This window comes from Nocardia sp. NPDC052112, assembly GCF_040680135.1.
GTDB lineage: Bacteria > Actinomycetota > Actinomycetes > Mycobacteriales > Mycobacteriaceae > Nocardia.
The window spans coordinates 22,197-36,380 of the sequence record NZ_JBFAWD010000028.1 but is presented as its reverse complement, the minus strand read 5'-3'; the positions used below and the strand labels follow the sequence as shown (position 1 = coordinate 36,380).

The following is a 14,184-nucleotide window of genomic DNA, read 5'->3' as shown; positions in this document are numbered from 1 at the left end:
AGTGCCCCGCCGCACCACCACATCGACTCGGACCGACGGCTCGCTGGCGATGCCGGCCTCGCCAAGGGCGGTGGACTTTCTTCCAGCAGCGGGCACATTTCGTCGATGATTCAGCTCAGTCGGCCGCGATCTCCAGTAACGCGTCGGCCACCGACTGCGGCTCGGTGATCATCAGGTCGTGCCCGGTGTCGATGTCCCACAGGCGCCCCGATGACCGGGCATTCTCGACCAGCATCGGGTCACGAGTAGCCAGCGTCGAAGTGCAGACGATGTGGTACTGCGGCAGCGCCGACAGGGCATCCTCGTTGCGCAAATCGAGTTTGTCCTCGAAGCACTGCCACGGGTGGGCGGTCAGCCGCGCCTGCATCCACGCCAGGTCCGCGGCATCGGTGACGCCGTAGAAAAGGCCCGCGTTCTCGGTCGGGAGCAGGACCAACTCGACCCCCTCGATGGTCTCCCCGAGCGGCCGGGTCGCCTCCATGATCGGGCCAGCGACATCGACGAGGGACTGCCCGTCGACCGGATTGGCGGCATCCAGATACACGAGCCGACCGACCCGCTCGATGGCGCGGTCCGCGGCGCCGGTGATGACCATGCCGCCGTAGCTGTGGCCGACCAGGATCACGTCCCGCAGATCCTCGTAGTGCAGCAGCGATGCGACATCCTGAATGTGGGTGTCCAAACCGATGCCCACGAGGCGCAGGTGCGCCCGCTCGGCCAGCCCTGACAGGGTCGGCGCGTACACCTCATGGCCTGCCGAACGCAGCAGCCGTGATACCCGCCGATAGCACCACCCGCCGTGCCCACCACCATGTACCAGGACAAACGTCGCCATCACGGCTCCTGAAAATCTAATTCTCAAATTTGAGAGCATTCTTACAGACCTTCGGATTATGCAATCGGCATCGCGATCGAACAATGGCCGACCGACACCAGCTACGCCGGCCTCATCGGCTATACTCGAACATAAGTTCGAATCGAGGGGTTTCGGATGCGGGCGTTACGTCGAGCCGAGATTGCCGGGTTGCTGGCCAGCGATATCGTCGCGCACCTGGCCACGATCGACGCGGCCGGATATCCGCACGTCACGCCGATGTGGTTTCTGTGGGATCAGCAGGCCTTTCGGCTGACCAGTTGGGCGGGGCGGCCGCATTTGCGGCGGATCCTGGCCAATCCGCGGGTCGGGTTGGTGATCGATCGAGAGGTCGTGGGGTCGCGGACCGGTGGGCAGCGGCCGAACCGGCAGGTGCGGGTGATCGGGGATGCCGAACTGACCATTGACACCGATGGTGTGTGGACCCAGCGCATCTGGGAGAAGTACGGCAGTGGGCCGGTGCTGGGTGAGGTGGAGCGCGCGCGGGTACTCATCACGATCAGTCCCGATCGCTTCATCGCCGTCGCCAGCGTCTGACCCCGCTCGATTTTCTTCAGAAATTTCGCGGAGATATGTCGTAGGCGTCGGGGTGGCTCCGACCGAAGGATGACAGTAGGTCATCACCAAGCCGAGGAGCCCACCATGTCGGTCAACACATTCTTCTGGTTCGACAGCGACGCGGAGGAAGCCGCCACCCGCTACACCGCGCTGATCCCCAACTCCCGCATCGTCGAGGTCAACCGCCACCCCGACGGCTCGGCGTTCATCGTCGCCATCGAACTCGACGGTCACCCGTACACCCTGATGAACGGCGGTCCCGGGCATCCGTTCACGGATGCCGCCTCGATCCAGGTGGTCGTCGACGGCCAGGCCGAAGTCGATCGCCTGTGGGACGCCCTGATCGATGGCGGCGCGCCCGGCCCCTGCGGTTGGCTCACCGACCGCTACGGCCTGTCCTGGCAGGTTGTCCCGGCTACCCTGCCCACCCTGATGAACGGTACGAATCCCACCAAGACCGCCGCTGTCGCCACGGCACTGCGCTCCATGACCAAACTCGACATGAAAGTTCTGCAGCACGCCTACGACAACGCCTGAGACCGGGCACCCCGTTCGCTGACCGGGCACCCCACACACGGGGTGCCCGGCTACGACAAGGGGTGCCCGGTCAGCACGATGTGGTGGTCGAGGTGGGGGTCGAGTGCGCGGTGGGTGGTGAGGGCGCCCTTTGGGGGGCCGGTTGTGTGCGAGGGGTAGAGGAGGTAGGCGGGGTGGTCGGGGCGTAGGGCGCGCGCTCGGTCGTTGTTTTCGATCGGGGTTGCGGGGCGGCGCGCGGCCCGACCGGCCGCCGCGGAATCGTCGAGCATCAGCCAGTCGATGCCGTGGCGGGGCAGATTCCGCCTGACGGAGGCGAGCGTAATCCCCTGTCGAGCACCGGAATCCGCTATTACCGTGGCTATTCGGCGAGACGGTTCGGTCGGGGCGACCGGAACGAAACACGCTCCGGTTTTGGCGACAGCCCACAGTGCCAGGACGGATTCGGGTGAGCGTGGTAGGGCCACCACCACGAACTCACCCGGTCCGGCACCACCGGCCAGCAACTCGCGGGCCCATCTCGACGACTGCTCGTCCAGCTCTCGATAGGTCATCGTGCGTGCGCCGTCGCGCAGGGCGACGGCATCCGGAACAGTCCCCACGCGTAGCAGTTCCGGCAATAGGACCGTCGAACCCGTATCGGCGGCTCGCCCATCACTGCTGTCGGCTCCCGTCACAACGCCTCCCCGGATTTCGGAAAGCCTGCGGCTGAAACATTCCGCAGGCCAACCTACGGCAGTTCCGGTCGGTGCCCGCGGTATTCCATGCGCTCGGGATGTCGCCGTCGTAAGGCCTGATCAAGACGCCGAAAGGACCTGGGCCTGTTTCGGCACCGAGAAGTACCCCGGGCGATATTCACAACTCGACTTCGTGCACTACGGCACCGGCTCGCACTTCGAGAACCGCCAGCAGAACCATCCGGCACACCGACATATCCGACATGTGTCCACGCAGGGTTATCACGGCGTGCGCCGCGGCTCGCCGGCATTCCTGGACGAGATCGACGAACGCCGGGGGCAATGTCCCGTTCTGCGGTGCGGGCTCGCGGAACACGGCGCCCAGCTCGTATCCGAGCGACATGGCAGTGTCCCGCAGTCTGTCTTCGCTCGAATTCGAGTCGCGGTCATGGAGCAAATCGTCGCGCAAGTACCCGTATGCAAGAGGTAATAGTGCAGTTGTCATGGGATGAATGGTTTCGGTCGGTCGGCAACGGGAGATTACCTCCGTCAGCCGGATGGATCTGTCATCGCAGGGCGGCATATACGCACCTGTTTGCCGTCGACACGACATGAAGTCGAGCTCGGCCGTCGCACGATTGTGGTTGAAGGTCTGGTGACGCCGTCGTCACCTGGGCCTTTCTCTGCTGCACGGCAACCAGCATGGGCCGTAGGTCCAGACCCCCGCATCGGTAACGGACGTGGGATATACCTATGGACAAGGCATAAGCAGGGGCGCGAACACAAGTACCACTGGCGCGGGCGGGCGGCTGACCTCGAAAAATGCGACATCTGCATCGAGCACGGCACGTACGGAGACCAGAAGGTCGAGACCGCAGCCTGGACGATCCACGGCGACGGGTGCACACCATGACCGACAATGGCGTGCTGCGGGAATTCGCCGCCGCCGAGGTCACATCCGCTGGTCTTTCAGGCCTTCGCTACTGTCAGCGCGGTCGTCGGGCGATTTCGCCTCGGACCCGGTCGGCCAATCCACTGGGGATGTTTTCGGATATGTCCGCACGTGAAGTGATGTCCAGTTTATTGAAAATCGCCGCGATTTGGGCGTCGACAGTTCGGGACGACTTTCCACGGCGGAAGGCGATGTCGATGTTGGTCCACCCGGCCGCGGCCAGGATCGCGACCTGTTGTTCGGTCGGGGTGAGTTCGCGCCAGTGCGATGTGGCGGCCGTGTCCGCCGCAGCGTCGATGGTCAGTGTGCCCAGTGCTAGCCGTTGCACTTCGTTTCTTTCCGGACGCAGACGCATGCCTTCGGCGTTTGCTACAGCAAAGGCGTCGGGCCCCAGTACCCGGCGGGCGACAGCGATAGCTTTTTCGGATTCGTCGAGGAGGGGGCCCGACGCCTTGATGTCGATGCCGAGCTTGGCTCGTAGGGTTGTGGTGCCCCCGGCCAGGTAGGCGATTTCGGTGGCGAGGGCGACCGACTTCTTGCGGTCGGATTTTCCGGCGGCGATCGAGTCGGTGATCATGTACGCCAATGACCAGGTCCGGAACTGCACCAACCACACCGCGGCCCATTGCTCGTTGGTGGCGAGGTGATATGCCAGCGAGGATCGTTCGAGGGCCAATGCCTCGGTGGGGTCGCCGTGTCGGGTCAGGGCTGTCGACCTGGTGAGTTCGGCGCAAGCCTTTTCCCATGGAATTCCGGAGACGGTCGCGCGATCGAGGTAACGCTGCGAGATCTCGTGGGCCTGCTGCGCGGTTCCCAGCAAGCCCGCGGCGAGGGCAGTGAACAGCTCGTTCATCGAGGCAGCGCCGCGGTCGCCGTAGGCCTCGAATTTATCCTGGGCTCGGCTCAGGACGGCGATGGCGCGGGCGTCACGGCGCGCGAATATCAGCTCCGCCCCCCATGCGAATTCGACAGGAGCAGGCAGTCCGATGTCGGTCTCGGCGGTGTCTCGCCAGTTACGCCTGGTATCCGGGTCGGGGATGCAAGCGGCGACGCAGTCCTCGAGCAGCTGTTCGGCATCCTCGAGGGTGCCCTGGAGCGTGGCGAGCCATGCGATGGTGGCCATGGCCCCGATCTGGAGTTCGGTGGGTTGCGGTGTCGCTGCCCGGGTGGCGTCGAGGCAGCGTAGGGTCCATTGGCGTATTTCTCGTACCGAGCCGCTGGTGAAGCACACCTGCAGGGTGATCAGCCCGAGACAGATCTCCAGACCGTCTCTGGCTTGGCCAGGGGTGGTGATGCTGGTTTCGATCGCGGTAAGGGTGTTGGCCCAGACCGTCCTGGCCCAGTCCACCAGGGGTTGCCCCGCGGGATCGAACCAGTTGGCTGCGGCGTAGGCGATCCTGTCGTGGTAGTAGCGGCAGTGCCGCTGGGCCAAACGGGTGGGTTCGTCCACCGCGGCAGTGGAGCGCTGGCGCAGTCGCTGCTGGGCGAATACCCGCAGGCTCTCCACGAGTGAATACCGCACCGTGGTCGCCGTCCTGTGCGTCGTGACCAACGATTGATCGACAAGGCGCTCGAGCAGGCCCTCGATCTCCTGCCGGGTCAGGAGCACCTGGGTATCGCTGGTTTCGTCGTCGCAGCAGATTGTCTCGATGGCGTCCAGCTCGGCACCCACATCCGGTGCAGCCTCTGTGGTGTCGTCGGGATTGGTGTCGTAGCCGGCGGCAAACACCGACAGGCGGTCGAAGAGCAGACGTTCCTTGTCGCTGCACAGCTCGTAGGACCAGGAGATAACGTCGACGACTCCTCGATGGCGCGGGTCGACGCCCACGCGGGGACCATGCGACCAACTCAGTCGAGTGTCATCAGCGTGGCCGGTGAGCCCGTGCAGGATGCCGGCCAACGGTTGGCGAAGCAGGCGTGCGGCCGCCAACTGGATGTAGAGGGGATGGTTGTGGACGTGGCGACAGATCTCGGCGGCGGTGGTGGTCTGGTCTTTGCCGGTGACGGGATGTTCGGTGAGTTCGGCGCGTTGCCGAAACAGGGCCAGTGCATCGCCGTGCGATAGCGGCGGAACGTTGATCAGGTGTTCGTCGATCCAGCCGATGGGTTCGCGGCTGGTGGCCACAATGCGCAGCCCCGGTACCGTGTCGATGAGGTCGGCGATCAGGGGCCCCACACCGGAAAGTACGTGCTCGCAGTTGTCGAGCACCAACACGGTGTGCGGGGCACGCCCGGCGGTGTCGGTTCGAGTAAGAGTATCGACCAGGGCGTCCCACGCCGATCGCCCGGAGAAATCCGCCTCGATCACCGCATGGGCTACTTCTTCCGCCACTGCGGTCGTATCCGAATCTGGAGCCAGCCGAGCCAATCGCACCCAGTACGCTCGTGTTTTCCCGGCTTCGGCTCTACCGCAACGGCGCAGCGCTTCGACGGCCAGACGAGTCTTCCCGATCCCACCCGGGCCGGTGAGGGTGATCAACCGGGCCGGGCCCAGCAGTAGAGTGCTGATCCTTTCCAGCTCGTGGTTTCGACCGACAAAGCTGTGAGTAGCAGCCGGTAGGCTGCCTACACCTTTCCGGCGTCGGACATCCATACCACACGATTGTAGGCCCCGCAAGTAGACAGGGCTTGTGCAGAGGCGACGTCGATCGACCCACATGTAGACGTCAGCGGCACCGCTCCGCGGCAACGCGCTCCCGTCACAACGCCTCCCCGGATTTCGGAAAGCCTGCGGCTGAAACATTCCGCAGGCCAACCTACGGCAGTTCCGGTCGGTGCCCGCGGTATTCCATGCGCTCGGGATGTCGCCGTCGTAAGGCCTGATCAAGACGCCGAAACCACCGCCGCGAAGACCTCGTCGAGGGCGCTCGCGGTGAGTCCGAAGGTCTGCAGGACGGTGGTGTCGTCGACGGTGAACTCGCGATGCGACATGTGGTACGTCTCGAACAATTCGGGCCAGAACGGATCGGTGAGACCGAGCAGGGTCAGTTCGCGGTCGGTCATCACCTCGAGACGCGGATCCGGGGCACCCGCCGCGGCGGCGAAGCGCTCGGCGGCGGCGCGCAAAGTGCTGGTGATGGTCGGCGCGAGCCAGGCACGCCCCCAAGCGTTTTCGCTGCGTGCGACCGCGACCAGCGCGGCGGCCGCATCACCGATCGCGGTGTAGGCATGCCACAGATCGAGATCCTGTGGCACCAGAGCGAGTTGGCCCGCAACGACTTTCGGCTGCACGAGCAGCGAGAACAGCGATACCGCACCGGGGCCGAGGAATTGGCCCGCCCTGACCTCGGCGACCCGCACCCGGCCCGCGTCGTGCGCAGCCTTGGCATCACGCCACATCTGCGCGCGCACCCGGCCCTTGGGGCCGGTGGCAGCCAGCGGGGTGTCGTCGGTGACCGCACCGTCCACCGGGCCGTAACCGTAGAGGTTGCCGAGCATTACGTAATTCGCGCCGGACTGTTCCGCGGCCGACAGGATGGCGCCGAACAGCGGCGGTACCGCCTCCGGCCAGGTGTGATAGGCGGGCATCGCGGTGTTGAATACGGTATCCGCGCCCTTGACGAGGTCGGTGAGCGCGGTCGCGTCCACGGCATCGGTTGCGATCAGCTCGATGTCGGGATGCGCCGGTCCGGTCCCGCTTCGGCTGATCATCCGCACCTGGTCGCCGGATTCGGCCAACCGGACGGCGGTTGCCGAAGCGGTGGCGCCCCGGCCGACGATGACATGCGAAGGCATGCGACTTCCCTTCTGAGACAAGGTGATTCACGCGACCGAGGCAGTTTGCCGATCGCGTGCCATCAACATTGCCCGGCGCGCGAGCGTTAGACTAGTGGCCGATTAGCCATCTATCCCAAGGATCCAGCCATGAAGACCGTGGCCGTTGTCGCCGTCGCACCGGTGAAACCCTTCGAACTCGCCATGCCCGGAACCATGCTCGGCACGGTGACGGTGGACGGTGCGCCGTGCTATCGGATGGTCGTGTGCACCGCCGAACCCGGCGTAGTACCCGGTACGCTGGGCGGCTTCGATGTCGTGGTGCCGCGCGGACTGGATGCGCTCGACGAGGCGGATACCGTCATCGTGCCGAGCACCGGCAGTCGCGGCACCGCCGATACGGCCACCATCGCGGCACTGCGCAGGGCCGTCGACCAAGGCAAGCGCGTCACCTCGATCTGCAGTGGCGCATTCGTATTGGCCCAGGCCGGGTTGCTGTCCGGACGCACCGCGACCACGCACTGGGGCCTGGCCGACGAACTCGCCGCGATGTTCCCGGACGTGACCGTGCGCTCCGACGCACTGTTCATCGAGGACGGACCGGTGACCACCGCCGCGGGTGCCGCCGCCGGAATCGACCTGTGCCTGCACCTGATTCGCACCGACTACGGTGCGACGGTCGCCAATGCCGCGGCCCGCGCCGCCGTCGTCACCCCGGTGCGTCCCGGCGGCCAAGCCCAATTCGTCGATTCGCCACTGCCGCCGGAGAACGGCCTCTCGCTCTCGGGCACCCGCACCTGGGCCATGGAACGCCTCGACACTCCCCTGTCCCTGGACGATCTGGCCACCCACGCCCGCACCAGCGTGCGCACCCTCACCCGCCGCTTCCACGAGGAAACCGGCCTCAGCCCCCAGAAATGGCTACTGCACCAACGCATTCAGCGCGCCCGCGAACTCCTCGAATCCACCACCCTGCCCATGGACCAGGTGGCCCGCCACAGCGGCATCGGCTCCGCGGAATCCCTGCGCCAGCACATGATCCGCCACGTGGGCCTACCCCCGAGCGCCTACCGCGCCTCCTTCACCCGCACTCCGTCATCGACAAGCTGAATCCGGCATCCGCAAAAGGCGGATCCGCGAAGAAACCCCGCATCGACACAGTGGATGGATGCTCGCGGCCAGGTGCACAGGTACCAATGCGAACCCGATCGGCAGCCGGCCGTGCGGTTGGGCGATGCCATCAGTGCGCCGATCGGGTTGTCTGTGGGACACGCTATCGGAGATCCCGTCGTGCACGAGCAATACGTCGGTGCTCCTTCAACCGGGAGCTACCTCAGGCCGGACCTGCTGGAATACCCTTGCGCGCATGAGCGAAGAGACCTGGGCAGCTTTGGAGGCGACTCCGCTTTCGGAGTTGCGTCGCCGCGCCGCGATCATCGGCGAACTGTTCGAGAGCAAGCCGACGACGGTGGACGGTGCCAAGCGGTACGGATGGGAGGACGGAAGCGGGCAGTCGACGGTCTGGTACTTCAGCCCGGACGACCGCGTGATGTTGCTGACCTTCCATCACGAAGAGGCTCTCAACCTCTACGTCGACGAGGGCAATTACGAACTGCAAGAACGACTTTACGATGGCGTGCCCGAGGACCTCGTCCGGCTGGTGCGCAACCGTCCGGAGAACAGCCAATCCTTCAATCTCACCAACCCGGAGACAAAAGACACGATCCATCTCGCAGGCGGCGTCTTCTGGTACGACGGCCAGCGATGGCGCATCGCCGACGGAGTGGTCGACTATTGCCGCAGCGAGGGCTTGGTCCTCTTCGATGAATGCGGGTTCGATACTTGCCTTCAGGTGTACCAGTTCGCCCAGGAATTCACTCCCGAAGACATCATCAGGGACCGAGCCTGGTTTGGCTGGTACGCGGACGATACGGAACAACAAGCCGCGCTGGCCAACCTTCGAGAGATCGTCGCACGGCACGAATGATTCGCGGCCGCCACATAGTTGGCGCCCGAGATTTGGCCGCGACTTCTGAGTGGTGAACAGATCGTGGATCTGCTCGGTGCTCAGTTCGATTGTCCAGGAGAACTGTTCGACGTGGGTGGCGACGAAATGCCGCCTGCTGGTCAACCGGTCGACCCAATCGTCGGTATCGAGTTCGGCTGGTCTGCGCGGTGGTGATCGGTCACCGCGGCGCGCGGTAATCTCCGCGACCCGTTGCCGGAACGGGGTGAGGACGGCCGATGGATCACCGAAGGCGTTCCTCCAGACGGCGAAATGGCCTTCGGGCACCAACGTTCGATGAAGTCTCGGCAGCACCACCTCGAGGTCGAACCAATGGACTGCCGGCGCCGCGACAGCGAGGTCGAAGGCGGCTGGCGGCAACGGGTGCGGTCTCAGCGCTGTCGATGACTATGGTGGCTTCCGGCCAGCGGCGGTGCAGGCGGGCGGCAAGGGCTGGCCCAGGCTCGACGGCGGTGACCGAGGCGCCAGCCTGAAGCATCGGCCCGGTTGCCGATCCGGTGCCGGCGCCGAGCTCGATCACCCGGGCCCCGCAACGCAGTAACTGATAGTCGTGGAGTTGTTTCCACAGCGGCGCGAGCACCGGCCCATTAGGGCGTTGAGTTTTCCCTCGGCTGCTGACAACCGAACGAGGCGGATTCAGGAGCATACGTGCTGTTCGTCGGAGACGGTCGGGCCGAGGATCGGCCATGAGGTGGCGGTGCAAGACGAACAAGGTAAGACCCTGAAGGCAGCCAGGCTGCCCGAGGGCGTCGAGGGCATGAGCTGATCGCCGGGTTCCTGCCGCGGGGTTCCGATCTCGGGCAAGTGCTGGTGTGCACCGAGACCGATCGCGATCCGTGGGTGCGGGCACTGGTCGCGGCCGGCTACCAGGTGGACAGGGTCAGCCCGAAAACTGCTGCGCGACATCGGGAACTGCTGTCGCTGTCGGGGGCCGAGGACGATAAGGCCGACACGAAGACCCTGTCCGACATGCTGCGCACCCGCCGCCATGAGCTACGTCGAATATCGCCGCCGATTCCGACGAGGTTGCGCGGGCGGTCGAGGTCGCTGCCCGCGCGCATCAGACACCGACCGCGGCGGGCGGGTCTTCGTTCAGTTGTTGGTGTAGAGCGCCTCGGCGAGGGTGGGCCAGGACCGAACCAGTTCATCGGTCCAGTACGGCCAGGAGTGGGTTCCGGTGGGGCGCAGGTTCACCGTCGCGGGAATCTGCAGTCGCGCGAGCCGATTGGCGAGGGCAGAGCCGCAGGCGTAGGCGCCGGCTTCCAGCGGTCCGCCGACGGTGATGTCGTCGGGCAGGTCGCCTTGCCCCAGCACGTCGTGCTCGCCAGGGATCCCGCTGCCCGAAGACAGGTAGATCGCGGTGCCGCGCAGGGCGTCGGCGTGAGTCATGACGTCGTGGGCGAGCCAGTCGGGATCATCAGGTGGGCCGAACATGTTGTCGGGATTGCCGCCGTAGGTTTTGACGATGGCGCGGGCCTGGGCCTGTCCGGCGCCGGAGGCGACGGTATAGCAGCCGCTGTGCGCGGCTACCGCCCGATACTGGCCCGGGTTGCGGACGGTGAGCATCATCGCCGCCTCGCCGCCCATCGACACCCCTTCGATGGCCTTGCGGCCGTTGCCCTCGAAGTGCGCATCGATCAACGGGGGCAACTCACGGGTGAGGAAGGTTTCCCACTTGTTGGTACCAAGGACGGGGTCGCGGCGTTGCCAGTCGGTGTAGAGGTTCGCCGGTCCTCCGGTGGTCAACACGACATTGACATCCTTGTCGGCGAAGAACTCCACCGCACGCCCATGCTCGGTCCAGCTGCTGGCATTCTCCGGAGCACCACGCCCGTCGAGCAGGTACACCGTCGGCCGCGGCCGGTCGCGATGCGCGGGCAGCAACACCTGCACCTGCACGACACGGTGCATCGCCGGCGACTGTACGAACACCCGCAGCCATCGGTCGGTGATCGGCTCGATCCGATCGACCGTCGGCCGGGCGGATTGACCAGTGTTCTCCGCGGGTGCTTGGTACCCGCCCGGCGGGCCGAGGTCCGGACCAGAAGTCGGCGGCTCTGCCGCGGCCACCCCGGCCACCAGCATCAAAACCACTGCGGCCGAGGCAATTTCGCCTGCGGCCCGCCATACCCGCGCGTACCGCTGCCGTGTCAGCCCCCTGGCACCCTTGGTGGTGTTTTCGTCCGATCCATTCGGTTTGTTCCCGGGTTCGTGGCCAACGGACTGTCGAACGGACTTTGTGGGATCGCAAGACACGCCCGCAAGTAGAAACCACGAACCATCGGTTCCTCACACATGGGAAGGAACACGTTCCTGTTTGGTGAGGCGCTAGCTACTTGCCCCTGAAAGAATGCGCGATAAATTCTTCCTCCTGGAAATATCATCGCGCGGACGAACTCCTCGCTTGGTGGCGCTCCGCACCGCTGTAAACACCCAGCCGATGGCATCGGACCATTGACAATAGTGCAACAGCCACGACACCCCCCGGCCCTGGACGATCTGGCCACCAGTGTGCGCACCCCGACTCGCCGCTTCCACGAGGAAACCGGCCTCAGCCCCCAGAAATGGCTACTGCACCAACGCATTCAGCGCGCCCGCGAACTCCTCGAATCCACCACCACCCTGCCCATGGACACGGTCGCCCGCCACAGCGGCATCGGCTCCGCAGAATCTTTGCGCCAGCACATGATCCGCCACGTAGGCCTCCCCAACCACCTACCGCGCCTCCTTCACCTGCACCCCCAGCCGATCCGCCTGAGCGAACCCCGGGGGCCGCCCGGCTACACCTGAATGACAGTCAACTCCGGTACGGCAGAGGGAAACCCGGTGTCCTGAGTGACTACCGGCCATCCGTGTGCCATCGCAGTCGCGGCAATCCACGAATCGTTGATCTCCATCTTCGTCCCTGCCGCCTTCAGCCGCTGCCGCAGCAGCGCCCACGCCGCCGCCACTCGCTCATCGATCGGAATCGGTTGCAAGCGTTGCGCTGCCGTCAAGGTATCCAGCCTGCGGGAACGAGACCCATCATCGACGGACATCAGCACACTCCACCGCAATTCAGCGAAGGTGACCACGCTGACCGCCGATTCCTCCGGAAGCAGGTCGATGTCGATGCGGCGGTTACTTTCGCGCGCGATAAATACCGACGTGTCGAGCAGGCCGATCGTCATGCGCTCACTCACCGCCACGGACCTGCGGTGTCGTCGGTGGTCTCGGTCAACTCATCCGCAAGTTGATCACGCAAGCCATGATCAGCGAGCGGCAGATCAGCGAAGAATGCCCGCGTCGCTACGGTAGCCGGGCGCTCGCGGCGAGGCACCAACAGGGCGACCGGACGTTCGTTCACGGTGACTTCGAGGGTCTCCCCCGCCTCGACTCGCCGCAGCACCTCACTGACGTGATTGCGTAGTTCACGCACCGAAACCCGCTCAGGCTGAGACATGAATTCAGTGTAGCATTCTTGCTACGCCGTGCTACGGCTTATCGGTCGGCGATTGGAATAACGCGCCATGAGCGGTACATAAGGAACGCCCCGCCTGAGCACTGGCTCAGGCGGGGCGCATGCCTCGAATTGCGTTAGGGGCGCTCGAATTCGCCACCGTTCACGCCAGCGGTGAACGCATCCCATTCGGACGGCGCGAAGATGAGCGACCGGGACAATCGCCACAGGGGTGCGTGATTTACAGCGTCGCTCCAAGCCACGACGCGAACCCCAGTAACCCATCCGACTGCCGTCGCTGCGCCGATGCGATCCCGTACACGGTTTCCCGCACCGAGGGATGCAGCCGGGTCTGTTGGGGTGCGGCGGCGCGAGCCTTGTTCAACGCCGCGAGCGCCCTATCTGGTTTCCCGGACATCAACCAGGCTCGGGCGTTGTCCTGCCAGTGGTGCGCGACCCTGGTCGGCGCGGAGTCGGCCGAGTAGGTGATTTTCGCTCCCTCGATGGCGGCTTTGTTCGGGTCGCCCGCTTCCAACTCGATTGCGTGGGAGTGGATCTCGACATTCAACGGACCGAACGCCGTCATGTACAGATCTGTTTCCCCAGTGCGGCGGGCGTAGTCGCGGGCCGCCATCACGTGATCCAGCGCCCCGGCGTAGTCGAGGGTGCGAGCCTGATTGATCGCCCCCGCGAGATGGGAGTATCCGGCCATCACATGCCCCACATGGGTCTCGTCGGCGGCAGCGATGGCCGTGGCGACCAAATGGGCAGCGACACCAGCTTCTCCGTAGTGGGTGAGCAGGCGGGCACGCGCTAATGCCGAGAACGCCGCATAGTTCGGGTCGTCGGCGTACGGGGCGTACATATCGGCCAGATCCAGCGCGGGAAGCGCGAGCATCAAATGCCCGGTGCGCCGCACCGACCATTCCGCGAGCACATACGCTGAGGTCAACAGCGTGTAGGCGTGGGCTTGCCGATCGCCGGTTTCCTCCCGCACCGCGCCGTGTATCCGCCGGATGACACCGGGCAGTACTTCGATGGTTTGGCGGGTGCGGTCGCCGCGATACAACTGTTGCGCCGCAGCCAGGTCGGTTTCTATCTCGGCAAGATCACCGGGTTCAGTGGCGCGGGCGTACCGCCCCTCGGCGAGTAGCACCGCGAGGTTGTTCACGGCATCTGAGAGGGGTTTCCCATCGGCGTAGGGCGCGCCGGTCAACTGCTCCGGGGTAATACGCAACACCTTCGCCACGGCCGACAGGAAACCGGGTGACGCCGGTTCCCTGCCCTGCTCCACCGCCTTGACCATCGACAGCGAGTAGTTGGTGCGGGTCGCTAATGCGCGTTGCGTCAGTCCGGCTATCTTGCGCTCGTTCGCGACGGCTTCGCCTGCATGATTCCCCATCACCCGAG

14 protein-coding genes are annotated in these 14,184 nt (G+C 65.2%); 5 read left to right on the top strand and 9 right to left on the bottom strand.

Annotation, left to right across the window (positions count from 1 at the left end):
* Positions 1 to 115: 115 nt before the first annotated feature.
* On the bottom strand, positions 116 to 835 hold the full coding sequence (locus AB0L58_RS36185) for an alpha/beta hydrolase (protein ID WP_364394462.1): 720 nt from the start codon (positions 833 to 835) through the stop codon (positions 116 to 118).
* A gap of 156 nt (positions 836 to 991) precedes the next feature.
* Here AB0L58_RS36185 and AB0L58_RS36180 point away from each other — a divergent pair, with 156 nt between their 5' ends.
* Both AB0L58_RS36180 and AB0L58_RS36175 read left to right on the top strand, forming a co-directional pair.
* A complete protein-coding gene (locus AB0L58_RS36180) occupies positions 992 to 1,411 on the top strand; it encodes a pyridoxamine 5'-phosphate oxidase family protein (protein ID WP_364394460.1) in 420 nt (139 codons plus the stop codon).
* Between the two features lie 105 nt (positions 1,412 to 1,516).
* Complete coding sequence (locus tag AB0L58_RS36175; RefSeq protein ID WP_364394458.1) at positions 1,517 to 1,969, top strand: VOC family protein; 453 nt, start codon at positions 1,517 to 1,519, stop codon at positions 1,967 to 1,969.
* 50 nt (positions 1,970 to 2,019) lie between these two features.
* Here the strand turns inward: AB0L58_RS36175 and AB0L58_RS36170 are convergent, their stop codons facing one another.
* From AB0L58_RS36170 to AB0L58_RS36155, 4 genes are all read right to left on the bottom strand, one after another.
* On the bottom strand, positions 2,020 to 2,643 hold the full coding sequence (locus AB0L58_RS36170; protein WP_364394456.1) for an AMP-binding protein: 624 nt from the start codon (positions 2,641 to 2,643) through the stop codon (positions 2,020 to 2,022).
* A 178-nt stretch (positions 2,644 to 2,821) separates the two neighbouring features.
* Positions 2,822 to 3,046, bottom strand: a complete 225-nt coding sequence (locus AB0L58_RS36165) for a hypothetical protein (RefSeq protein ID WP_364394454.1) — start codon at positions 3,044 to 3,046, stop codon at positions 2,822 to 2,824.
* Positions 3,047 to 3,629: 583 nt separating this feature from the next.
* Positions 3,630 to 6,188, bottom strand: a complete 2,559-nt coding sequence (locus AB0L58_RS36160) for an AAA family ATPase (protein WP_364394452.1) — start codon at positions 6,186 to 6,188, stop codon at positions 3,630 to 3,632.
* Positions 6,189 to 6,418: 230 nt separating this feature from the next.
* Positions 6,419 to 7,330 (bottom strand): NAD-dependent epimerase/dehydratase family protein, encoded by a 912-nt coding sequence (locus AB0L58_RS36155; protein WP_364394450.1) that lies wholly within the window; start codon positions 7,328 to 7,330, stop codon positions 6,419 to 6,421.
* Positions 7,331 to 7,459: 129 nt separating this feature from the next.
* Here AB0L58_RS36155 and AB0L58_RS36150 point away from each other — a divergent pair, with 129 nt between their 5' ends.
* Positions 7,460 to 8,419, top strand: coding sequence for a helix-turn-helix domain-containing protein (locus AB0L58_RS36150; protein ID WP_364394448.1), 960 nt, complete (start codon positions 7,460 to 7,462; stop codon positions 8,417 to 8,419).
* Between the two features lie 256 nt (positions 8,420 to 8,675).
* Positions 8,676 to 9,296: a hypothetical protein gene (locus AB0L58_RS36145; protein WP_364394446.1), complete on the top strand. Its 621-nt coding sequence runs from the start codon at positions 8,676 to 8,678 to the stop codon at positions 9,294 to 9,296.
* Between the two features lie 1,131 nt (positions 9,297 to 10,427).
* Here AB0L58_RS36145 and AB0L58_RS36140 read toward each other — a convergent pair.
* Positions 10,428 to 11,246: an alpha/beta hydrolase family protein gene (locus AB0L58_RS36140; protein ID WP_364394444.1), complete on the bottom strand. Its 819-nt coding sequence runs from the start codon at positions 11,244 to 11,246 to the stop codon at positions 10,428 to 10,430.
* A gap of 552 nt (positions 11,247 to 11,798) precedes the next feature.
* Between AB0L58_RS36140 and AB0L58_RS36135 the strand changes: the two genes are divergently transcribed.
* Complete coding sequence (locus tag AB0L58_RS36135) at positions 11,799 to 12,125, top strand: helix-turn-helix domain-containing protein (RefSeq protein ID WP_364394442.1); 327 nt, start codon at positions 11,799 to 11,801, stop codon at positions 12,123 to 12,125.
* Here AB0L58_RS36135 and AB0L58_RS36130 read toward each other — a convergent pair.
* The 3 genes from AB0L58_RS36130 to AB0L58_RS36120 form a co-directional block, all read right to left on the bottom strand.
* Positions 12,116 to 12,517 (bottom strand): type II toxin-antitoxin system VapC family toxin, encoded by a 402-nt coding sequence (locus tag AB0L58_RS36130; protein WP_364394440.1) that lies wholly within the window; start codon positions 12,515 to 12,517, stop codon positions 12,116 to 12,118. The genes AB0L58_RS36135 and AB0L58_RS36130 overlap by 10 nt on opposite strands.
* Positions 12,514 to 12,777, bottom strand: a complete 264-nt coding sequence (locus AB0L58_RS36125; RefSeq protein ID WP_364394438.1) for a type II toxin-antitoxin system prevent-host-death family antitoxin — start codon at positions 12,775 to 12,777, stop codon at positions 12,514 to 12,516. The genes AB0L58_RS36130 and AB0L58_RS36125 overlap by 4 nt, the downstream gene beginning before the upstream one ends.
* 238 nt (positions 12,778 to 13,015) lie before the next feature.
* Entirely contained in the window at positions 13,016 to 14,176 is a 1,161-nt protein-coding gene (locus tag AB0L58_RS36120; RefSeq protein ID WP_364394436.1) for a helix-turn-helix transcriptional regulator, read from the bottom strand.
* Positions 14,177 to 14,184 lie beyond the last annotated feature (8 nt).